Source organism: Cellvibrio sp. ATLC23, from assembly GCF_057196725.1.
The window spans coordinates 387,675-409,184 of the sequence record NZ_JBXUOS010000002.1; the positions used below are offsets into that span (position 1 = coordinate 387,675).

Genomic DNA, 21,510 nt, shown 5'->3' on the forward strand with positions numbered 1-21,510 from the left:
TATGCTTATAGTTTTATTGACAATAAACTAGCTCAATTGTATACATATATACGTCGGGAACCGGGTGGTTTTAACAATAACAGCAAGCCTGTTTGGTGCTCGATTACACCTGTCTGCAACAGGCAGGATCAACCTTCGACGGTCCCTCCTCCTCTATAGGCGGTATTGGTTGAGAGGCTATTTACGAGAATCTAATAATGAAATTAACTGGCAAAAAAATCCTGACCACGCTTATTGGTGCTGCAGCTCTGTGTGTAACCGCGGTTAATGCACAAACCTTAAGCTCCAATTCAACCGGTACCAACAACGGCTTTTACTACACCTTTTGGAAAGATTCAGGCAGCGCCTCTATGACCTTACAGTCGGGCGGTCGCTACACCTCGCAATGGACTAGCAACACCAACAACTGGGTGGGCGGCAAAGGGTGGAACCCGGGCACTAGTTCACGGGTAGTTAGTTATTCAGGTAACTACGGTGTTTCCAGCTCACAAAACTCCTATTTGGCATTTTATGGCTGGACCAGAAGCCCGTTGATCGAGTATTACATCATCGAAAGTTATGGTTCATACAACCCTGCATCGTGCTCTGGCGGCACTGACTACGGCAGTTTCACCAGCGATGGTGCGACTTATAACGTGCGTCGCTGCCTGCGCACCCAACAACCATCGATTGATGGCACCCAAACCTTCTATCAATACTTCAGTGTGCGTAATCCGAAGAAAGGTTTTGGTAACATTTCAGGCACCATCACCTTTGCCAATCACGCCAACTTTTGGGCCAGCAAGGGCTTGAATCTGGGCAACCACGATTATCAAGTTCTGGCGACCGAAGGCTATCAAAGCACCGGTAGTTCAGATATCACCGTTAGCGCGGGCACCTCAGGTGGTGGTAGCTCAAGCTCGGCACCATCGGGCGGCAGCAAAACCATCGTAGTGCGTGCCAGAGGAGTTGCCGGTGGTGAAAGCATCACACTCAAAGTAAACAACACCGCGGTACAAACCTGGACGCTCTCTACCACTATGACCAACTACACCGCGACCACCTCTTTGTCTGGCGGCAGTCTGGTGGAATACACCAACGACTCTGGCAACCGCGACGTACAAATTGATTACATCAGTGTTAACGGCAGCGTGCGCCAATCGGAAGCGCAAAGCTACAACACCGGTGTGTATCAAAACGGTGCCTGTGGTGGCGGAAACGGGATGAGTGAGTGGCTCCACTGCAACGGCGCCATAGGTTACGGTAATCTGTAAACCACTATTTGCCCGGCTCATAAATATGAAGGCGTAACCAATAAAGGGGCAGATTATCTGCCCCTTTTTTATCACTCTAAAAATAATAAAAGTAAATTTAACGAGGGATACAGCAATGGCGACAAGCCCCAACTTCACCCGACACTTTTTATTACCTGCCTTTATCGGCGCAGGACTCACTTACGGCGCATTCATCTTGAACGATGATGATACCCTCCAACGCGAGCAGATTAGCTCTCTGGAAAACCGGATTGTGGATCTGGAATTGTTGCTCGCTCAAAAAGAAGACGCATTACAGGATGCGCGCTTCTTTGCCGCAGGCACAGTTAATTCATTCGGGCAACCGGAGTTCGATGCCAGCGCCACCGAACACTCTTCGAGCGAGAAACAAACCGCACCTGAGCTTGCCGTTAACAAACCAGCATTGCGCGAGACAGAACCGGACAGCCAACAACTGCTCAGAGATTTAGGCACCCTGTCGGATCGCGACCCGCGTTCGTTTTCCGAAAAAGCCAATGCGCTGCTCGCGGGGAATGCGAACAAAGACGGCATCGCCATTGTCAGTAAAAGTGTGTTTGATCTGGCGGAGAATCGCGAAATTCTGCCGGATTACGAATTGGAATCCCTCTACCAAAACCAATCCAACCCGGATTTGAAACGGGTTATCGCCCAGGTGATGTCCACCCGCGGTGATAACCGTTTGCTGGAAAAACAAATCGCCAAAAGCCAAGCTAACCTGAGCAGCGATGACCCCACCCTGCGCCAACAAGCGCTAGTTGAGCTGGGCAAAACACGCTACGCCAGCGCCGCTAATGCGATTGCACCGCTGCTGCAAGATAACAACACCAGTGTCAAATTAGATGCGCTGCTTGCTTTGAAGGCTACCGGCAACCAAAACCATGTGCGGCAAGTGGAGGCGCTGATCGATCACCCCGACCCGGCCGTGAGTTGGCTGGCAAAAGAGGTGGCCAACAGCTTACAAAACCTGAGCGATAAAGCGCGCACCCAACTGGCCAACGCCGATATTGTCGCCGAATTGCCGGTAATAGCCGCGCCATAGCCCAAGACTGAAACCTAATAAAAACACCTATTTACCAATAAAAACATGGCGTCTATTTCTTTTTTCCCAACCAAAAAATACGTAGAAAATCGCTAAAAACTAGAGCTTATTAGTCAAAAAAGCGGGGAAAAGTGAGAGCTAATCAACATTAGTTGCTAGAAAGACAATAGACATATGGTTAATAAGACCATTATATATATGGTTTGTTTGACAATAAGATAATAACGCAATAAAAAAGCTACTATCGGATTGCCAGGCCGGTTTTTAAATTCGTGATTCACAAGAACAAGCATGCTGTATGGCATCCGATTAACGCCTGTTCGCATTGAACAGGGAAATCCCCAAACGGCCCACATCCTCTATGGCGGTATTGGTTGGTTGGCTTTTCCTGGAGTCTAATAATGAAACACTTAATCAACACCAAGTCGGTATTTTCTTCATTTATCTGCGCTGCTGCACTCTGTACATCGGCGGTGAGCGCGCAAACCCTCACCTCCAACTCAACAGGTACTAACAACGGGTTTTACTACACCTTTTGGAAGGATTCAGGTAACGCGTCTATGACATTGCATTCTGGCGGTCGTTACGCATCCCAGTGGAACAGCGGCACCAATAACTGGGTGGGCGGTAAGGGCTGGAACCCGGGTTCCAGTTCGCGCGTAATCAGCTATTCGGGTTATTACGGTGTGAGTAACAGCCAAAATTCCTATTTGGCACTCTATGGCTGGACTCGCAGTCCGTTAATTGAATACTACGTGATTGAAAGTTACGGTTCTTATAACCCCGCCAGTTGCTCTGGTGGTACTGACTACGGCAGCTTTCAAAGCGATGGTGCAACCTATAATGTGCGTCGCTGCCAACGCGTTAACCAACCCTCAATCGATGGCAACCAAACTTTCTATCAATACTTCAGCGTGCGCAATCCCAAAAAAGGGTTTGGCAATATCTCCGGCACCATCACCTTTGCCAACCACGCTAACTTCTGGGCCAGCAAGGGCTTGAATCTGGGGAACCATAACTACCAGGTTTTGGCGACTGAAGGTTACCAAAGCAACGGCAGCTCAGATATCACCGTAAGTCAGGGCAGTGGCGGTGGCGGTGGCAGCTCAAGCTCGGCACCCTCTGGAGGTAGTAAAACCATCGTTGTACGCGCCAGAGGCACCACCGGTCAGGAGCAAATTCGCCTGAAAGTGAACAACACCACAGTGCAAACCTGGACGCTCTCTACCGGTATGAACAACTACACAGCAACAACCAGTTTGTCGGGCGGCTCGCTGGTAGAATTCTTCAATGATTCCGGTAACCGCGATGTGCAAGTGGATTACATCAGCGTAAACGGCAGTGTGCGCCAATCAGAAGCACAAACCTACAATACCGGCGTTTACCAAAACGGTGCTTGTGGTGGTGGCAATGGCGGCAGTGAATGGCTGCATTGCAACGGTGCAATTGGTTACGGCAATCTTTAAGCGCGCCTAACCACTCACTGATGGGATGCAACAACAAGGGGCGGGAGTTCCCGCCCCTTTTTTAATCGATCAACACACAATAATAATGCGAGACAAACGATGAGTATCCCCCGCTATACCAACAAACATATTTTACTGGCGGCATGTATCGGCGCGGCATTGAGCTATGGCGTGCTGTGCATTCTGTTAAATGACACTGCGCAACGCGAACAGATTGCTGCGCTTGAACATAAAATCCACACCTTGGAGTTAGCGCAGCAACCAACGCAAGCTCAAAACGTTACGACGGCAAACCCGGCGCGGGATATAGAACAGTTGCGCAAAAATTTAAGCACCCGCTTTATTGGTGATCCGCGCACCTTAGGAGAAAAGTTGCGCGACTTTGTGGCAGAAAACCCCGATCCGCAATCGCTTGCCATCGCCTGCAAAGTGGTTGCAGATTTGGCTGAAAACTCCGCTGCGCTGGGTAATCAAGAATTGAATTTTCTTTACCAGAATTTAACAAGCAGAGAATTAAAACGAGTAGTCGCGCAAGCCTTATCGCTACGCGGCGACAATAGCCTGATAGATACGTACATCAGCGAAACGCAACCCGCGTTGAAGAGTGGCAACCCCGCCGAGCGCCGCAAAGCGCTAACTGAACTGGCAAAAACCCACTATGCCGATGCGGCAAATGCGATTATTCCCTTGCTAAAAGATGAGGATGTGAGCGTAAAACTGGATGCCCTGCTCGCGTTGCGCGCCACCGGAAATGAGAGCCATATTCCCGCGCTGGAAAATTTACTGAGCCACCCCGATGAGTCGGTTGGTTGGCTAGCGAATGATGCAAAAAATAGTTTGGAACTGCTGAGCAGTAAGGCGCGCACAAAAATAACCAGCGCCGATATGATCGCGGAATTACCACCTATAGCCACACCTTAAAACGCGCGCTAATTATCGGTTAAAAACCCTTAATTTTTTATCACCCAATAAAAACCCCGCACTAATGGAAATCAATACGGGGGTTTTCTAAATCAGGCGATAACAGCGCAAAGCATTACATGGTGTAAACGCCCTGACTGCGCAAATAATCTTCGTAGTTACCGTGGAAATCGATCAAACCCGTTGGTTGCATATCGATAATGCGGGTCGCCAGTGAGGATACAAATTCGCGGTCATGGCTAACAAAAATCAAGGTGCCGGGGTAATTTTCCAGCGCGAGGTTTAAGGCTTCAATCGATTCCATATCCAAGTGGTTGGTGGGTTCATCCATCAACAACACGTTGGGGTTGATAAGGCTGAGCTTGCCAAACAGCATGCGGCCTTTTTCGCCACCGGATAACACTTTGACGTTTTTCTTTACGTCATCGTTTGAAAAAAGCATGCGACCCAATGCGCTGCGCACTAACTGCTCATCGCCTTTGGTCCACTGTTTCATCCAATCAAACACTATCGCGTTATCGGCAAAGTCGGCGGCGTGGTCTTGCGCGAAATAACCTATTTCAGCCTGTTCAGCCCATTTCACCGTGCCCGCGTCTGGCTGTAAATCACCGTACAAGCAGCGCAACAATGTGGTTTTACCCGCACCGTTAGGGCCGATAATGGCAATACGTTCACCCGCTTCTACTTGCATACTCAAATCGGTAAACAGTGGGCGATCATAGGCCTTGCTTACACCCTCTAATGTCACGGCTTGGCGATGCAATTTTTTGTTTTGCGTGAAGCGAATATAAGGGCTAACACGGCTTGACGGTTTGATGTCATCCAACTGGATCTTATCGATTTGTTTGGCGCGCGAGGTTGCCTGTTTTGCTTTAGACGCATTTGCAGAGAAGCGGCTCACAAAGGTTTGCAGCTCGGCGATTTGCGCTTTCTTCTTTGCGTTTTCGTTCAATAGTTTTTCGCGTGCCTGCTCCGACGCCATCATGTAATCGTCGTAGTTGCCGGGATATACACGTAGCTCGCCGTAGTCCAGATCCGCCATGTGGGTACACACAGAATTCAAAAAGTGGCGGTCATGCGAGATGATAATAATGGTGCTGTTGCGCTGGGTGAGCATGCCTTCCAACCAGCGAATAGTGTTGATGTCGAGGTTGTTGGTCGGTTCGTCGAGCAGCAATACATCTGGATCGGCAAACAGCGCTTGCGCGAGCAATACGCGCAATTTCCAGCCCGGCGCAACCGCGCTCATAGGGCCAAAGTGTTGTTCGATAGGAATATCCAAGCCGAGTAATAATTCGCCCGCGCGGGATTCGGCGGTGTAGCCATCCATCTCGGCAAAGGCCACTTCCAGTTCCGCCACACGCATGCCGTCGTCTTCGCTCATGTCGGGCAAGGCATAAATACGGTCGCGCTCGGCTTTTACTGCCCAGAGTTCGGTGTGACCCATAATCACCGTATCCACCACCGAAAACTCTTCGTAGGCGAATTGATCCTGCTTCAACTTACCCAAACGAACGTTGGGTTCCAGCATGACCTGACCAGCAGAGGGTTCAAGATCGCCACCGAGAATTTTCATAAAGGTGGACTTGCCGCAGCCGTTGGCGCCGATCAAGCCGTAGCGATTGCTGTTGTTGAACTTGACCGAAACGTTTTCAAAAAGCGGTTTGGCACCAAATTGCATGGTGATATTAGCGGTGGAAATCACGGGTAATTTTCTCTGCGACAGTGCGACTAAAAAGGAATAAATAAGGATAAACGGCTAAAAAAGGCGCGCATTTTAGCCTAATTAGATGATTTAAGGGATTTTAATTGCTCAGAAAAAAACCCGCGAGTGCGGGTTTTAAGGATTAATTTGTGTTCAATGCCATTAAGGTACTTTAAAAACCACCTTTACGGATCCATCCACCGCTGCCGCATTAACATAACCAATCATATTAGGATTGGCCGCAATCAACGCTTTAACAGCCGCATCATCACCTGCATCTTTCGGTGGGGTGCCCTTGCCAGTGAACACCAACTGCGACCAATAAGCTTTGTATTGGCTGGCATTTTTCTTACACACCGATTCGTTGAATTTTTCGCGAGGTGCTGCACCTTCATTTTGATTTACCGGAACAGCTTGAGAACCATCAGGGAAGCTTTTGCTTTTCCCTAAATAAATGCGCGCTATATCATCTTCGGTCAGCGAACTAAATGTTGTAGAAGGGTGAACAATCACAGCGACTTCAGCCCAGGAAAAACCACCAACTCCTATAGCTAAAAGAGCTACCCATAAGCGAATTGTTTTTTTCATGATGGCAGCTCCTAAAACACGGTTTGCAAAGCGACAGAAAAAACTTTCTGATCGCCAGCATTTTTGTTGTCAACGTCATCCACCTGAAATTTGAGCGCTGTACCGGATGCAACATCCCAACGCACCCCGAGTGACAACACCTCGCGTTCAGTGACTTGTGATGCTGCAATAGCATCAAGAGTGCCGATCAGCACATTGGTGCTGCCAAATACCGGCATCGCTTGATTTGCTGGAATACCTGCGGCGGGGTCAGCTGCTTCATCTTTCGCTTGCGAGCCGGTTATATGGAACAACCAGCTTCCTGCACGCACACCTGCCATCACGAATTGGCGAATATTTTTAGAAAACACTGCATCGCCCGGATCAAATTCAACATACTCTGCCGCGGCGACAAAGCGCCCGGTATCGATATTGATACCAAGCTCGGTAAAGACCGCATCTTCCTCTTCCACCAACAAACTCTCGGCGTTATTGGGGTAACCCAATGCAGCCAGAGTCGTTGCAAAGCTACCGATAGTCATAGTGGAACTAATCGCGATTGGACTGACATCAACCGACAAATCCGCCTGGTGATACGCAGCCCGTAGGGTCCACCAATCTTTACCAAGGGTACCCGCAATGCCCACTTGATTGCGTGTCTTCGCTTCAGATTGCACTCCGTCCAATGTCAACTGATCATCAAAGCTACCAAAGTAAACTTGAATTGAGGTATCAAACATGCCCAATGTTTGGGTCGCGTAAAGATCGATACCATCGACATTATTAAATGGCAGGTAATACACTTCGCTAGGCGGCGATATCCATCCATAGGCATAACCTACATCGAGAAAATCAGAATACATATAAAACGGTGTGCGCAAGCGCCCGGCGCGGACTTTAATGGTGTCAGATGCCTGCCAAGTTAAATAAGCCCACTCCGCATTAACCTCATAATCATTTTCGCTTCTGGCGATCAACTGAGCAGTTGCCGAGAGTTTTTCGTTAACTTTTCCAGAGATTTGCAAACCTAAAAGATTCTTATCGAAGGTAAGATCCTCTTCGCTATAATCGTTGTAGGCGGGGCTATTTTCATCATCGACAAAACCACCGCCAACCGATAAAAAACCAGATAAATTAAGATCGCCTGCTTGCGCCAAAGGCGCTGCCAGACAGAGCGAAATTGCCAATGCAAGACTGTGCTTTTTACGATGTGAGCTAATTTTTTTCATTTACTATGTCTCTCCTAATGTTTAGCACTGCCTGTGCCTGAACTCCCTGAAAAATCAAACGCGAAATTGACTTGCCACTTTGCGTAACTCTTGACTGATGTGACCAATATCCTGACTAATTTCATTCAATTCATTAGTGCTAGTGGTGACCTGTTGGGTACTTTGATAGATGCCATTCACATGCTCTGACACATGAGAAAATGTAACGGTTTGCTCGTGCGTTGCTGCAGCAATGCGCTCATTAATACTGCTAATAGTTTCGACATTATTTAAAATAGAATTCAGCACTTCGCCCGATGCCATAGTGGCTTCCACACCGCGATTGGCGCGTTCCACACTACCCTGCATTGCGGTGACAGCGTTCGCCGAGACCTGCCGCAATTCACTGATCACTTTATGAATTTCCTCAGTCGCCTGACGCGTGCGCACCGCAAGCCCACGCACCTCGTCGGCCACTACCGCAAAGCCACGCCCATGCTCACCCGCGCGGGCAGCTTCAATTGCAGCATTAAGCGCGAGTAAATTCGTTTGCTCGGCAACATTTTGAATTGTGTTAAGCAGCTGCCCAACATCGGATGAGAACTCTTCAAAGCGATTAACAACACCTGCCGCACTGCGCACCTCCTCCGCCAAGGTACTAATAGTAGAGACATTCGTCGCCAAGGTTTCTTTGCCGCGCGCCGCCGCACTGCTCGCGTCCTGCGCCTGATGCGATGCATTATTGGCAAACTCGGAAATTTCATTAACCGTTTTCATTAGGTCTTCAATGGAAGTGCGCATATTTGAAATGGCAATTGCCTGCTCATTAATACGTTCTTTATTGCTAGCGCTGGAGTTAGTTAAACGTGCAGCCACCTGCGAAAGTCCGCCCACATCCTGACTAACATGCGCGAAAGAACCGTGCAACTTTGCAACAAAAGCATTGAAATATTTCACCAGATAGAGAATTTCATCATTTCCGGCATAATTAATTCGTTTGGTTAAATCACCTTCGCCGGAAGACATCTCTTTTAGTGATGCAGTAACTTCATTAATACTCGAGGTAATTGATCGGCTCGTCACCACACTGATGACCAAGAGTGCGATTACTACGCATACGGCAATCATCAACGCTATTCTGGTCGCATTTTTTGAGGCTGAAATTGTTTCGCTAATAGATTCATTAAAGTGTTTGGCTGTTTCACTTTTCATGCTCGATAAAGATTTTCTCAACGCCGTTAATCGGTCGGCATTAGCGCCGGCTTCCGCGCCCACTTTTTCAAAGTCGACCGTGCCCGCAATAAAACTTTTTGCGATGCGCACAGCAGTGGTATACCAATCTTGTAATTGCGTATCTATGTCTTTAACTTGTACCGACAAGTCGCCACTTAATGCGGATAACTTTTGCAGATTGCCGCGAATCTCCTGATAGTGTTTATCTGCATCCGCCAAGGCTTGCTCATCACCTGTTGTCACTGAGCTATTGATCTGTTGCTCCATTAATAACAGCGAGCCAAGGTTAATTGTTGTTAACTCCAAAGTAGGATAGATGCGCTGCTCAACTTCAGCCAAGCGCCCACTGTTGGCGCGCTCAACTCCGAGCGAATAACCCTGACTAATCACAAACCCCAAAAGGGCAATAGCCACTAACAACATTAATTTTTTTGCGATGGTCAAGCGAAACATTGGCCGAGCCTCAGATGGAGGGGATCTGTTCTTTACGCCCCATATTGGGTCGCTTGCACAGATAAAAATGAATTATCAACATGCACTTTAATAGTCATTTGGGTATAGCAGCCGCTCAATGAATCCGCAAACTTCATAGGGCTTTTTACGCCATTGAAGCCTAGGTATAATTGCCAATTTACTTTGTCAGAAGTTAAAAAAAATCGTTTAATTACTTTGGGTAATTAAACGATTTTCAGACAAAGAATGTTAACGCCACGGCTTTAGATATGGACATTTACACTCATCAGAAAAAAGATCTTTGCTTGAAGATCAATAACAGCGGTACCGCTAACATAGCAAAAACGGCTGCGGCTCCCAGTGACATTAAACTCGCCATGTCCATCGTAAGCATCCAAGCGTAAACCGGTTGGATAATATCGCGCAAAGAAAACTGGCTCATCACCAAGAGTGCAATCACCGTAACCGGCACTACCACAATCGATATTTCCAGCCAGCGACTAAGACGCCGAGGTTCCGGTAGGCCAGCCATTACCTTCGCACTAAAATCACCGTCATGCAGATAATGACTAGAGCCTTGCAGTTGCTGCCGTAAAAAATCATCGAAATTTGTATCGTTCATAACACGACCTCGCTTGAACACTTTTTCACTGAGGTAGAGCATCCTGCCAGGATGCCAAAAGAATTTGCAGTTTTTGTTTGCCGCGCGCGATGTGTGTTTTCACAGTGCCGAGCGGAATGCCCATAATGGTTGCCGCCTCTTCGTGGGAGAAACCATCTTCATAGCATAGTCGAATCGCCAACTGCTGCCCTGCACTCAGGGTTTGCATCGCCGCTTCTACATCTTTTTGCGCATGATATTGTTTTACGCTGCACTGCTCAGCTTCAATCTCTTCATTTTCATCCAGCTCGCACCACTCAACTTTTTTCGCACGCCAGCGATTGGCGGCGATGTTAAAGGCGATGCGATACAGCCAAGTGGAGAACTTCGCCTCTGCACGAAACGCACCCAGCGCGGCATAGGCCTTCATAAAAGCTTCCTGCGCCAGATCGTCCGCGAGGTGGGTATCACCATTGCACAGGCGCCTAGCCCAAATGCGCAACGGCGACTGGTAGCGCAAGACCAGCTGCGCAAACGCGTGCTGATCCTTGCGGTTAACCACCCGCGCAATCAATTCCTGATCGGAAAGGGACATGCGGATTAGTCCTGCTGTCCAGCCTGTTCAGTCACCTTGGGTCGGTTCAGATGCCAGATAAGCACTTGCGATGCACCCAGTGCAATCCAGATAAATCCAGCGGAACCTATATCGAATCCCACCATAATGCTGAGAAACACCAGCCAGCCAGTGCCGAGGAAGATATTGCGAATCCCTTTGTCGCGACTGCCTACCGGCTCATCATTTTTAGGTTCATCGCCACGCAGTAACTCGACCGGAATATCGCGCCCGGCGGCGAGTAGCTTGTCGATATTCATATTGATGTCTTGCTGGCGACGACGCTTGGCGCCAAAGAAAAACACCAGAATCAAGATCAGTAAAACGATGGGGCCGCCAAAAATAAAGACTATGGCAAATAGAGGAATCAGCAGCGCCGGATGAAAACCGCCGCTGTTCTCATGGTCACCACCAAACGCTTTATTCAGGTTCTTCTCCCAATCGTGCTCCCAGTTGTTGTGGCTCTGCCAATCATCAGCCGCGGGAGCCGGAGGGGCTTGCTCTGCAGTCGGAGCAGTGGGCTGATTGGGTGATGAAGGGGCAGCTGCGGCAGAAGCAGCATGGGGTGCATCCAGAGGTACAGGCGTACCTTCCAGTTCTGCTGCGTAAACAACCGGAGCTGCGCACAGCAGTGCGATGCCAAAGGCGCCTAACAACTGGCGCGACAAAGTAAACGATAAGGTCATGGGAAAAGCCTCTCAGGAAAAATCCGGGCAGGATTAGATCAATATTGCCCCCAACTCTCAACTAAGACACAGTCTAGAGAGCTTCGGATTCACCTGAGTAGTTTATTTTTGCGGTGTATGAAACTTGGCCGTCACATCCTTTGCACCTCATCGTCACTCCCGCTTGCGGGAGTCCAGCTTTGGTTTTTTTAAAACCTATGGATCCCGCAGCGGGGATGACGACTCCCCAATAATGATTCATTGAAGGAGTGACAGTCTTTCCGGGTCAACTCATCAGTTCACTAATCTCTGCCAAAGGGATTTGATGGGGTTTCTGTCCTGATGACAATCAACAGAGTCCAGTGGACGAAACTCATCGCGCAGCGGCAGCCAGACAGCACCGGCACAGGTTTCCGCGCTGAGCTTACCGGTCGCAGTGTCGAGCCAATCGAAACTTACTCCAACAGGAGGCACCTGCTCCAAGCTGCGCGTTGGGACTTGCTTCATAAAATCGGCCCAGACTTGCAATGCCCCCCCCGCACCACTCAAAGGTGTTGCACTGTTGTCATCGCGCCCCAGCCACACAACGGCCAAATGCTCGCCGCTAAATCCGGCAAACCAACTGTCACGTTGATCGTTGGTAGTACCGGTTTTGCCCGCCAGATCGATATGCGATGGAATCTGGTGGTAGGCACTGCGCCCAGTGCCTTCGCGCAGTGTGCGTTGCAAGGCGTATTGCAACTGAAAAGTGGATTCAATGGAGAACCGCTGCTCCAGCTCGAGCGGATAGCGTTTTAGCGGTTTACCATCGGCCGCGAGCACTTCGCGAATTGCATGGATGGGTGTGTATACACCTTCGGCAGCAATGGTGTGATACAGGCCGGCAACTTCCAGCGGCGACATATCCACCGAGCCCAATAACATTGCAGGCAATTTCGGCACATCGCCTGTATAACCAGCGCGCTGGATGGTTTTAGCAACACGATCCAAACCGATCGTCATCCCCAAACGCGCGGTGGATTGGTTGTAGGAATAGGCTAGGCCTTTATAGAGCGGGATATCACCGTGATCTTTTTTGTCGGCATTTTGCGGCGCCCACCATTTGCCACCGGATTTATAACTCACCGGCGCGTCGCTAATGATGGTGCCGAGATTATATTGCTGGGGTATTTCCAGCGCCGTTAAATACACAAAGGGTTTAATCAGCGAACCAATGGGACGCTTGGCATCCAGCGCGCGATTAAAACCGGAATAGCGCGGGTTCTTATCGCCGAGCAGCGCCAGAATTTCCCCACCACCTACCGAGGTGACTACCATTCCGCCCTGCACATCTTTCGTTCTAAATTGTTTTTCCAACTGCTCCACGCGCAACTTCATCGACTTCTCCGCCTGACGCTGCACCATGGGCGACAGGGTGGTGAAGATGCGTAGCCCTTCGCTGCGCAAATCACTCTCTTTGTAATCCTGTTTTAATTGGCGCTTCACTAAGTCCATAAAGGCAGGATAAGTGGTGGTGCGCGCTTCACCTTTCGTCACAATCCCCAGCGGCGCGGCTTGCGCTACTTTCAATTGCTGCTCGGTAATCAACCCCTCGTTGTGCATTACTGCCAGCACCACGTTGCGCCGATTTTTTGCGCGCTCAGGGTTGCGCCAAGGGTTGTAATAAGACGCGCCTTTTACCAGACCCACCAACAGCGCGAGCTCATGGGTTTTTAATTCGCGCAATGGCTGGCGGAAATAATGTTGTGCCGCCAGTGCAAAGCCGTGAATTTCACGGTCGCCACTCTGGCCTAAAAAAATCTCGTTGATGTAAGTTTCTAAAATTTCCGACTTGCTGTAATGCACCTCCAGCAACATCGCCATAATCGCTTCAGGAATTTTGCGGCGCAGCACACTGCGCTCATTGGTGAGATAAAAGTTTTTCACCAATTGTTGCGTGATCGTGCTGCCACCTTGTAAGCCACCCTCACTGCGCGTCGCATTGAGCCAAGCCGCACGCATAATCGCCAAGGGTGATACGCCGTGGTGATCGAGAAAGTTTTTGTCTTCTACTGCCAACAGGGTTTCACCCAGCAGTGGCGGTAAATCACTGAGCCGCACCAGCAGGCGATCTTCTTTATCGGCCGGATAAAAACCGCCAATCTCCTCTGGCTCCATACGCACCAGTGGTAAATCGGCACCGGCCAAATCAATCAAACCCTGCACGCGGTCATGGTTAACACGCAGCATAAATTTACGCGCAACTTCTTTTTTATCCCAAAAGTCAAAACCGCGGCTGTGAATGTGATACACCACTTCATGTGAGCCTGCGCTGACTTTTTTCAACACTTGTCCGGGTGTGTTGGCATTATTTTCAAAGCGATAGCCGAGTGCGCGCAACTCCTGCTCAAACAGTGCCGGAGTCAGGGATTGCCCCTGATACAACTCCAGTGGCCGCGCATAAACTCGCGCGGGCAGCGCCCACTTTTTGCCTTCAAATTTTTCCCGCACCACCGAATCCAGATACAACGTCCAGATTCCCACCAATGCCACCATCAACAACAAGCCATAAAATATCCACAAGCGCGCCAGCGCCCAGCCACGACGGGGAGCAGAACCGGAGGTTTTAGTGCGACGGTTAGTAGGGCGGCGTTTAGTCATAAGCGGTCTTTAGTAGGGTTAAAACAAATAAAAGGAATGCATTAGGTGCAAAAAATTCGGGTGGCAGTTTAACCGCCACGCCTGACGAATGCGAAACAAAATAAAAGTACTTGGGTGCGAAAAACACGCTTCCGCTTTATCGTGCACCATGAATTTTGCATAATGCGGCACAATCCTGAAATCGATCACTTCATCCACAAGGTCACATCCATGAACAAGCAATACCATATTTACGGCATAGGCGCGGCGCTGGTCGATACTGAAATCACCCTGACCGATGCCGATCTCACCACCATGGCAGTGACCAAAGGAGTCATGACACTGGTTGATGAAGCGCGCCAGAACGCACTGATCGACTATTTGCAAGATCACTTGGTTGCATCACATCGCGCCAGCGGTGGCTCGGCGGCCAACAGTATTATCGCCGCCGGTTATTTTGGTTCACCCAATTTTTTTTCCTGCAAAGTTGCCAATGATGAAAACGGTGAGTTTTATTTAAACGATATTCACGCTGCCGGAGTCGCCACCCCTGCGCATATCACCCCACCCGCGGGCATCACCGGCAAATGTTTGGTGATGATTACACCTGACGCTGAACGCACCATGAATACCTTTCTCGGCATCAGCGAAACCTTGTCGGTCAATGAATTAGATGTGGCTGCAATTGCGCAGTCCCATTACGTCTACGTCGAAGGTTATTTAGTCACCTCGCCCACTGGCCGCGCTGCGGCAATTGAATTGCGCCAACAAGCAGAAGCGAACAACACCAAAACGGCGCTGAGCTTATCTGACCCAGCGATGGTGCAATTTTTTCGCAATGGCTTAGTGGAAATGATTGGCACAGGTGTGGATTTGATTTTCTGCAATCGCGATGAAGCAATCGGCTTCACCCAAACCAAAACTATTGAAGCTGCAAGCGAAGCATTAAAACAATACTGCAAGCAATTTGCGATTACCTGCGGCAGCGAAGGCGCACTGGTATTTGACGGTGAACAACTCATTAACGTCGCCGCACCTGCTGTGAAAGCGGTAGACACCAACGGTGCGGGCGATATGTTTGCCGGTGCATTTTTGTATGCGATCAATAACGGCAAAGATTTTAAAACAGCCGCCGAATTCGCCAACCGCGCCGCCGCAAAAGTCGTGAGCCAATTTGGCCCACGCTTAAAAGCGGAGCAACACGCAGAATTAAAAGCAGGATTTTTTAACTAAAAGCAGTTAAAACGCAGGATGGGTGGAGCCTAAACGATACCCATCACGCGTTACTTGGGGCCGAATAATAACCACAAAATAAAGCCCAGAAATGGCAAGAGCAATAACACCACCACCCAAATAACTTTGGTACCTGTACCCGCTTTACTTTGCACTGTTTTGATAATTGCGTAGATCACACAAATCAGCAGTAACAGACCAAAAAAACCACCCACTTCAACATTCATATCAAACTCCTGTTATTGGATTTTACAATTGCCGATACTGCTACAAGCCAATGGATGTAGCTTGCGCTTCACCCATCGCCGAAAATTAATGTTTAATCTTATTGGCAGAACTTACTTTCTGCATCAACAAATCTGTGTAAGCAATACCAATGGCCGACGCGATAAAGGTCATGTGAATAATGGTTTGCCACATGACACCCGCTTCAGTGAACTTAGCGCCGGGCATACCGATATTGCCCGCTTCAATAAAAGTTTTTAACAAATGAATTGAAGATATTCCGATAATCGCCATGGCCAGCTTTACTTTGAGCACTGTAGCATTTACGTGGCTCAACCATTCCGGCTGATCTGGATGTCCCTGCAAGCGCAAGCGCGATACAAAGGTTTCATAACCACCCACAATCACCATGACCAGCAAGTTGGAAATCATCACTACATCAATCAAACCCAACACGATTAACATAATTTGTTGTTCGCCTAGCGATGCCACACCAGTCACCAGATGGAACAGCTCTATCATGAACAAGAACACATAGGCACATTGGGCAACTATCAACCCTAAGTACAAGGGCAGCTGCAACCAACGCGAGCCAAAAATTATCGTAGGGAACAAACCGGTTTTGTATACTGGAGGGACATCGTTCATGCTTACACCTTTTATTCGGAGAGATTTTGTTTGCGCCAATATAAAGACGCGATGGTAAAAAACAAGCCCTTTACACAGCCTTACGCTTTATTCAGACACACGTTGGCTACATACCGGGCAGTTGTGATCTTTGGGTAATTTTAATTCGCGCCATTGGCTGTGGCGTGCATCCAGCAACAGCAAACGCCCAGCGAGATTGGAGCCAAAACCGCAAATCAATTTAATGGCTTCCAGCGCCTGCATGGAACCGATAATGCCAACCAAAGGCGCTAAGACACCATTTGCGGCGCAGGTTAGATCGTCGTTATCTTCTTCATATAAACAGCGATAACAGGGGCTGGTTTCAGTGCGCGAATCAAACACCGCAATTTGCCCTTCCAAACGAATCGCCGCACCGGATACCAGCGGTACTTTTGCGGCAACACAGGCGGCATTAATCGCAAAGCGGGTTTGAAAATTATCACTGCAATCAACCACAACACTGGCTTGTTTTACGTGCTCGGCAAGCTCATCGGCGGCCAATAATCTGTCGATGCACGCAACCATCACTTCAGGATTTAATTCGCACACACTCTGTGCGGCCGAAGCTGCTTTGTTTACCCCGATGCGCGCATTGGTGTGCACAATTTGCCGCTGCAAATTGCTGAGATCTACCGCATCAAAATCCACCAGAGTGAGATGACCGACACCCGCCGCCGCCAAATACATAGCGACCGGTGAACCCAATCCGCCGAGGCCGATAATTAATACCCGCGCCGCCAATAATTTTTCCTGCCCATCCAAATCCACATCGGGCAGCATGATTTGGCGCGAGTAACGCAGTAGTTGTTCGTCGTTCACACTGGCTCCCCTTTTCTACCCAAGGTCACGCGCTCATTGCCACCTAAATCGCGGCGGGTTTCAACCTGCACAAAACCGCGCGCCGTTAATAAACCGCGCACTGCAACTGCTTGATCGTAACCGTGCTCTAATAACAGCCAACCTTGTGCGCACAAATAATCCCAACTTTGCTGAATAATACATTCGATATCAGCCAAACCATGGTTATCCGCAATCAATGCCGAGCGCGGTTCAAAGCGCACATCGCCCTGTTCCAAGTGTGGATCTTGCGGGTCGATATAAGGTGGATTGCTGACGATAACATCAAATTGTTGCGCGCCGGTTGCATCTCCTTGTAACGCCGGTGCAGTAAACCAATCGCTCTGCAGTATTTGCACCTGATCAAATTGCAATTCGCGGCGATTGGTTTCGGCAAGCGCAACCGCGTCTGCTGATTTATCCACCCCCACTAATTGCCAGTGCGGTTTTTCACTCGCCAGCGCCAACACAATCGCACCTGTGCCCGTACCCAAATCGAGGCAGCGGCGGATTTGTTGGGCGGGATCATCACTGAATAATTGCAACACAGTTTCCACTAGCAGCTCGGTATCCGGGCGCGGAATTAAGGTGGAATTATTAACGGCGAGGGGCAGCGACCAAAACTCGCGCTGCCCGAGAATATGCGCAATCGGCTCGCCGGCTTTTCGCCGCGAAAAAAATTGTAAAAATTGCTCCGCCTGTTCTGGCGTTAATATTTTGTCTGGCCAGGTAAAAAGATAGGTGCGATTTTTTTGCAGGATATGGCAGAGCAGCAACTCAATATCCAACCGCGCAGAATCGCTAATGGATTCGAGTTCGCTTGCAAGTTGCAGACATTGTGCAATGGAGGTTGTGTTCATGTATTCCCGTAGGGTGGGTGGAGCGCAAGCGATACCCGCCGCCCCGATTAAATTGCGATGGGTATCGCTTAGGCTCCACCCATCCTACGAAAAAAAATCAATCCGCAATCGCCGCCAATTGATCCGCTTGGTATTCATGGGCAAGTGGATCGACAACCGGATTTAAATCGCCTTGCATAATCGCATCCAGCGAATACAAGGTTAGGTTGATACGGTGATCGGTCACGCGGCCTTGCGGGTAGTTGTAAGTGCGAATTCGCTCGGAGCGATCGCCTGAACCCACCAAACTTCGGCGCTCATCTGACATGGTTTTGTGCGCGGCATCTTCCTGCGCCTGTTTTAATTTAGTGGCGAGCAAACTCATCGCGCGGGCGCGGTTTTTGTGTTGCGAGCGCTCATCCTGGCATTCAATTACTAAACCGGTGGGAATGTGCACAATACGAATCGCCGAATCGGTTTTGTTAACGTGCTGACCACCCGCACCCGATGCGCGAAACGTATCGATACGCAAATCAGCTTTGTTGATATTGATCTCTTCCATTTCATCCGCTTCCGGCATTACTGCCACAGTGCAAGCAGAAGTGTGGATACGGCCCTGGGATTCAGTTTCCGGTACACGCTGAACCCGGTGCGCGCCCGATTCAAATTTTAATTTTGAATAAACACCTTGGCCGCTCACCAACGAAATAATTTCTTTAAAGCCGCCGTGTTCACCTTCGTTTTGGCTCAAGACTTCTACACGCCAACCTTGATTTTCAGCGTAGCGCGAATACATGCGGAATAAATCACCGGAGAAAATCGCCGCTTCATCGCCACCGGTACCGGCGCGAATTTCGAGGTAACAGTTTTTCTCGTCATTAGGATCTTTTGGCAGCAAGAGTTTTTGCAATTCCAACTGCATGGGCTCAAGTTGCGCAGTGCAATCTTTCAGCTCTTCTTCGGCCATTTCTTTCATATCGGCGTCGCCATCCACCAGCAGGTGTTTGGCCTCTTCGATATTGGCGAGCAGGTTCAAATAGTTTTGATAGCCCTGCACCACAGGCTCTAATTCGGCGTACTCTTTGGAGAGATCGCGAAATTTATTTTGATTGTTGATGATGTCGGCTTCCGACAGCATTGCGCTCACTTCTTCATAGCGCTCTTTCAGGCGATCCAGTTTTTCTAAGATTGATGCTTTCATTATGACTCACTTGCATCACTGCTAAGTTCAGCAGCAGGGTTAACAGATTCTTGCGCTGTGTTTAAGGCTTCAGCGTTAAGCGATAAATCAAATAGCTCTTGTGCAACTTGAATAACATGGTGGCGCGAACTGGCACTCGCCTCTTTTAAAACCGTAGTGGGCGAATGAATCAATTTATTGGTGAGATTGCGTGCAAATAGTTGCAACACTTGCTCGGGGTTTGCACCTGTGTGCAAGCTGCGCAGCGCCTTTTCCAACTCTGCATCACGCAGTTGCTCCGCCTTATGGCGATAGGCTTTTACTGTTTCGACCGCGTTAAGCGCGCGCTGCTGGCGCAAAAACAATTCCACGCCCTGAGTAATAATTTCTTCCGCCTGATCGGCCGCTGCAACGCGGGATTTTTTGTTTTCATCAATCACCGCGTGCAAGTCATCCACGGTGTAGAGATACACATCATCCAACTCGCCCACCTGCTCTTCGATATCGCGCGGCACGGCTATATCGAGCATAAACATGGGTTTGTGTTTGCGCTTTTTCAGCGCCGATTCCACCGCGCCTTTGCCGAGCAGCGGTAATTGACTAGCGGTGGAGGAAATCACCAAATCAGCGCGATGCAATTGTTCGGGAATATCGGCGAGTAAAATCGCCTCGCCATTAAATTCGCGCGCAAGCCGCTGGGCGCGATCAAGCGTGCGGTTGGCGACAATAATATGTTTGATGCCCTGCTCTACCAAATGGCGCGCGACCAGTTCAATGGTCTCACCTGCACCAATCAGAAGCGCGGTATCTTCTTTTAAGTTAGAGAAAATTTGCTGCGCAAGGCTGACCGCCGCATAGGCAACTGAAACCGGGTTCTCGCCGATCGCCGTCTCGGTGCGCACACGCTTGGCGATATGAAAAACCTGCTGAAACGTAGCATGCAATTCTGCCCCTAAAGTGCCCGCCTCCTTGGCAAATGCAAAGGCTGATTTCATTTGGCCTAAAATTTGCGGTTCACCCAGTACCAGCGAATCGAGTCCGCCCGCTACTTTCATCATATGGCGCACGGCTTCGTGATCCTGATAGCAGTAGTAGCTGTTGGCCAAATCTGCCGCATTAATCGCGGTGTGATCAACCAACCACTGCTGAATCGCCGTCGCATCGCTTTCGCTCGCCGCATAAATTTCGGTGCGATTGCAGGTGGAGAGTATGGCCACTTCGCTCAAACCCGCGTGGGCACAGGCTTCCTGCATAGCACAGTGCAAATTCTCCGGCGCGAACGCAACCCGCTCGCGCAGGGCAAGTGGGGCGGTAGTATGGTTGATGCCAAAGGCTAACAGGGTCATGTGTCGGACTAATTGTTTTAGAGGGAGCGTATGCCGAAGGGCGGTATTGTCCGGTCACAGAGGGAGCGTGACAAGAGGCAAGTACCTAATCCTGCAATAAAGGGGTGCTATTAAGCCGATTCATCGCCCTGAACATCACCCTCTATACTCAACCATAGATACAATTTGGAGCCGCCCTATGCGAAAACCGTCCCACCCAACCATAATTGACATCGAAGCCTCAGGCTTTGGTTCGCGCAGTTACCCGATTGAAATCGGTGTGGTCAAAACCAATGGTGAGCGCTACTGCGCATTAATCGCTCCGCAACCTGAATGGGATCACTGGAGCGACAGCGCCCAGGCCATTCACGGGATTACCCGCAAACTCATCGAAAATCGCGGCAGATCGCCGAGAGAAATCTGCGCCGAACTGAACGAATTCCTCGGCGAGATAACCGCTTACAGCGACGCTTGGGCGCACGACAGCCCCTGGCTCAATCGCTTGTTTTTTGCCGCACGAATGAACCCGAGCTTTCACCTAAGCCCAATCGAACTCATTTCCACCGAGGCGCAATTGCTACTGTGGGACAAAACCAAACAAAAGCTGGAAAGGCACCTCGACATCCAGCGCCACCGCGCCAGTGGTGATGCTTACCTGATTCAACAAACCTTTATTGAAACCCGCCGCCTTATCGATACCCGCCCAGCACTGGCGCACCGCACCGGGCTTTAACCAGCATGCATCCACATGGGTGATGACGGGATCTTTTCACAGCATTACCAAAACGCCCTTTTTATCATTCAACTTCGCGTTTATGATGTCTGGCCGCGCAATCTG

General features: G+C 49.5%; 20 protein-coding genes. 6 read left to right on the plus strand and 14 right to left on the minus strand.

The annotated features are described in order from the left end of the window. Positions 1–197: 197 nt before the first annotated feature. The 4 genes from AC2CG4_RS04635 (at position 198) to AC2CG4_RS04650 (ending at position 4,700) form a co-directional block, all read left to right on the plus strand. Positions 198–1,253 carry a glycoside hydrolase family 11 protein gene (locus tag AC2CG4_RS04635; protein ID WP_484485161.1) on the plus strand — a complete coding sequence of 352 codons (1,056 nt, stop codon included), beginning with the start codon at positions 198–200 and terminating at the stop codon, positions 1,251–1,253. Positions 1,254–1,368: 115 nt separating this feature from the next. Continuing rightward, positions 1,369–2,313, plus strand: coding sequence for a HEAT repeat domain-containing protein (locus AC2CG4_RS04640; protein WP_484485162.1), 945 nt, complete (start codon positions 1,369–1,371; stop codon positions 2,311–2,313). A 401-nt stretch (positions 2,314–2,714) separates the two neighbouring features. Then, a complete protein-coding gene (locus AC2CG4_RS04645; protein WP_484485163.1) occupies positions 2,715–3,779 on the plus strand; it encodes a glycoside hydrolase family 11 protein in 1,065 nt (354 codons plus the stop codon). Positions 3,780–3,878: 99 nt separating this feature from the next. Next, positions 3,879–4,700 (plus strand): HEAT repeat domain-containing protein, encoded by an 822-nt coding sequence (locus tag AC2CG4_RS04650; protein WP_484485164.1) that lies wholly within the window; start codon positions 3,879–3,881, stop codon positions 4,698–4,700. Positions 4,701–4,815: 115 nt separating this feature from the next. Here the strand turns inward: AC2CG4_RS04650 and AC2CG4_RS04655 are convergent, their stop codons facing one another. From AC2CG4_RS04655 to mrcB, 8 genes are all read right to left on the minus strand, one after another. Next, on the minus strand, positions 4,816–6,405 hold the full coding sequence (locus AC2CG4_RS04655; RefSeq protein WP_484485165.1) for an ABC-F family ATPase: 1,590 nt from the start codon (positions 6,403–6,405) through the stop codon (positions 4,816–4,818). A gap of 162 nt (positions 6,406–6,567) precedes the next feature. Continuing rightward, positions 6,568–6,993, minus strand: a complete 426-nt coding sequence (locus tag AC2CG4_RS04660; RefSeq protein WP_484485166.1) for a type 2 periplasmic-binding domain-containing protein — start codon at positions 6,991–6,993, stop codon at positions 6,568–6,570. An 11-nt stretch (positions 6,994–7,004) separates the two neighbouring features. Beyond that, positions 7,005–8,201 (minus strand): porin family protein, encoded by a 1,197-nt coding sequence (locus tag AC2CG4_RS04665; protein ID WP_484485167.1) that lies wholly within the window; start codon positions 8,199–8,201, stop codon positions 7,005–7,007. Between the two features lie 54 nt (positions 8,202–8,255). Beyond that, positions 8,256–9,866, minus strand: a complete 1,611-nt coding sequence (locus tag AC2CG4_RS04670) for a methyl-accepting chemotaxis protein (protein WP_484485168.1) — start codon at positions 9,864–9,866, stop codon at positions 8,256–8,258. Between the two features lie 286 nt (positions 9,867–10,152). Continuing rightward, positions 10,153–10,488: a hypothetical protein gene (locus AC2CG4_RS04675; protein WP_484485169.1), complete on the minus strand. Its 336-nt coding sequence runs from the start codon at positions 10,486–10,488 to the stop codon at positions 10,153–10,155. A gap of 25 nt (positions 10,489–10,513) precedes the next feature. Continuing rightward, positions 10,514–11,062: an RNA polymerase sigma factor gene (locus AC2CG4_RS04680; RefSeq protein ID WP_484485170.1), complete on the minus strand. Its 549-nt coding sequence runs from the start codon at positions 11,060–11,062 to the stop codon at positions 10,514–10,516. Between the two features lie 5 nt (positions 11,063–11,067). Continuing rightward, positions 11,068–11,766, minus strand: coding sequence for a DUF6249 domain-containing protein (locus AC2CG4_RS04685; protein ID WP_484485171.1), 699 nt, complete (start codon positions 11,764–11,766; stop codon positions 11,068–11,070). Positions 11,767–12,039: 273 nt separating this feature from the next. Further along, positions 12,040–14,385 (minus strand): penicillin-binding protein 1B, encoded by a 2,346-nt coding sequence (mrcB, locus tag AC2CG4_RS04690; RefSeq protein ID WP_484485172.1) that lies wholly within the window; start codon positions 14,383–14,385, stop codon positions 12,040–12,042. 210 nt (positions 14,386–14,595) lie between these two features. Between mrcB and AC2CG4_RS04695 the strand changes: the two genes are divergently transcribed. Beyond that, positions 14,596–15,597 (plus strand): adenosine kinase, encoded by a 1,002-nt coding sequence (locus tag AC2CG4_RS04695; RefSeq protein ID WP_484485173.1) that lies wholly within the window; start codon positions 14,596–14,598, stop codon positions 15,595–15,597. Between the two features lie 50 nt (positions 15,598–15,647). Here the strand turns inward: AC2CG4_RS04695 and AC2CG4_RS04700 are convergent, their stop codons facing one another. The 6 genes from AC2CG4_RS04700 to hemA form a co-directional block, all read right to left on the minus strand. Further along, the gene (locus AC2CG4_RS04700; RefSeq protein WP_084618348.1) at positions 15,648–15,824 is read right to left on the minus strand and encodes a PLDc N-terminal domain-containing protein; all 177 of its coding nucleotides are present in this window, start codon (positions 15,822–15,824) and stop codon (positions 15,648–15,650) included. An 85-nt stretch (positions 15,825–15,909) separates the two neighbouring features. After that, a complete protein-coding gene (locus AC2CG4_RS04705; RefSeq protein WP_484485174.1) occupies positions 15,910–16,470 on the minus strand; it encodes a TIGR00645 family protein in 561 nt (186 codons plus the stop codon). An 87-nt stretch (positions 16,471–16,557) separates the two neighbouring features. Then, positions 16,558–17,310, minus strand: coding sequence for a HesA/MoeB/ThiF family protein (locus AC2CG4_RS04710; RefSeq protein ID WP_484485175.1), 753 nt, complete (start codon positions 17,308–17,310; stop codon positions 16,558–16,560). Continuing rightward, positions 17,307–18,188, minus strand: coding sequence for a peptide chain release factor N(5)-glutamine methyltransferase (gene prmC, locus AC2CG4_RS04715; protein ID WP_484485176.1), 882 nt, complete (start codon positions 18,186–18,188; stop codon positions 17,307–17,309). The genes AC2CG4_RS04710 and prmC overlap by 4 nt, the downstream gene beginning before the upstream one ends. 97 nt (positions 18,189–18,285) lie before the next feature. Next, the gene (prfA, locus tag AC2CG4_RS04720; protein WP_484485177.1) at positions 18,286–19,368 is read right to left on the minus strand and encodes a peptide chain release factor 1; all 1,083 of its coding nucleotides are present in this window, start codon (positions 19,366–19,368) and stop codon (positions 18,286–18,288) included. After that, positions 19,368–20,693: a glutamyl-tRNA reductase gene (gene hemA / locus AC2CG4_RS04725; protein WP_484485178.1), complete on the minus strand. Its 1,326-nt coding sequence runs from the start codon at positions 20,691–20,693 to the stop codon at positions 19,368–19,370. The genes prfA and hemA overlap by 1 nt, the downstream gene beginning before the upstream one ends. Positions 20,694–20,871: 178 nt before the next feature. On the opposite strand from hemA, the gene AC2CG4_RS04730 reads away from it, so the two are divergent. Beyond that, positions 20,872–21,405: a 3'-5' exonuclease gene (locus AC2CG4_RS04730; RefSeq protein WP_484485179.1), complete on the plus strand. Its 534-nt coding sequence runs from the start codon at positions 20,872–20,874 to the stop codon at positions 21,403–21,405. Positions 21,406–21,510 lie beyond the last annotated feature (105 nt).

Excerpts from the sequence above, each read along its gene's own strand:
- AC2CG4_RS04635 (WP_484485161.1), top strand. The coding sequence starts at position 198 with ATGAAATTAACTGGCAAAAAAATCCTGACCACGCTTATTGGTGCTGCA.
- AC2CG4_RS04640 (WP_484485162.1), top strand. The coding sequence starts at position 1,369 with ATGGCGACAAGCCCCAACTTCACCCGACACTTTTTATTACCTGCCTTT.
- AC2CG4_RS04645 (WP_484485163.1), top strand. The coding sequence starts at position 2,715 with ATGAAACACTTAATCAACACCAAGTCGGTATTTTCTTCATTTATCTGC.
- AC2CG4_RS04650 (WP_484485164.1), top strand. The coding sequence starts at position 3,879 with ATGAGTATCCCCCGCTATACCAACAAACATATTTTACTGGCGGCATGT.
- AC2CG4_RS04660 (WP_484485166.1), bottom strand. The coding sequence starts at position 6,993 with ATGAAAAAAACAATTCGCTTATGGGTAGCTCTTTTAGCTATAGGAGTT.
- AC2CG4_RS04665 (WP_484485167.1), bottom strand. The coding sequence starts at position 8,201 with ATGAAAAAAATTAGCTCACATCGTAAAAAGCACAGTCTTGCATTGGCA.
- AC2CG4_RS04670 (WP_484485168.1), bottom strand. The coding sequence starts at position 9,866 with ATGTTTCGCTTGACCATCGCAAAAAAATTAATGTTGTTAGTGGCTATT.
- AC2CG4_RS04675 (WP_484485169.1), bottom strand. The coding sequence starts at position 10,488 with ATGAACGATACAAATTTCGATGATTTTTTACGGCAGCAACTGCAAGGC.
- AC2CG4_RS04680 (WP_484485170.1), bottom strand. The coding sequence starts at position 11,062 with ATGTCCCTTTCCGATCAGGAATTGATTGCGCGGGTGGTTAACCGCAAG.
- AC2CG4_RS04685 (WP_484485171.1), bottom strand. The coding sequence starts at position 11,766 with ATGACCTTATCGTTTACTTTGTCGCGCCAGTTGTTAGGCGCCTTTGGC.
- mrcB (WP_484485172.1), bottom strand. The coding sequence starts at position 14,385 with ATGACTAAACGCCGCCCTACTAACCGTCGCACTAAAACCTCCGGTTCT.
- AC2CG4_RS04695 (WP_484485173.1), top strand. The coding sequence starts at position 14,596 with ATGAACAAGCAATACCATATTTACGGCATAGGCGCGGCGCTGGTCGAT.
- AC2CG4_RS04700 (WP_084618348.1), bottom strand. The coding sequence starts at position 15,824 with ATGAATGTTGAAGTGGGTGGTTTTTTTGGTCTGTTACTGCTGATTTGT.
- AC2CG4_RS04705 (WP_484485174.1), bottom strand. The coding sequence starts at position 16,470 with ATGAACGATGTCCCTCCAGTATACAAAACCGGTTTGTTCCCTACGATA.
- prmC (WP_484485176.1), bottom strand. The coding sequence starts at position 18,188 with ATGAACACAACCTCCATTGCACAATGTCTGCAACTTGCAAGCGAACTC.
- prfA (WP_484485177.1), bottom strand. The coding sequence starts at position 19,368 with ATGAAAGCATCAATCTTAGAAAAACTGGATCGCCTGAAAGAGCGCTAT.
- hemA (WP_484485178.1), bottom strand. The coding sequence starts at position 20,693 with ATGACCCTGTTAGCCTTTGGCATCAACCATACTACCGCCCCACTTGCC.
- AC2CG4_RS04730 (WP_484485179.1), top strand. The coding sequence starts at position 20,872 with ATGCGAAAACCGTCCCACCCAACCATAATTGACATCGAAGCCTCAGGC.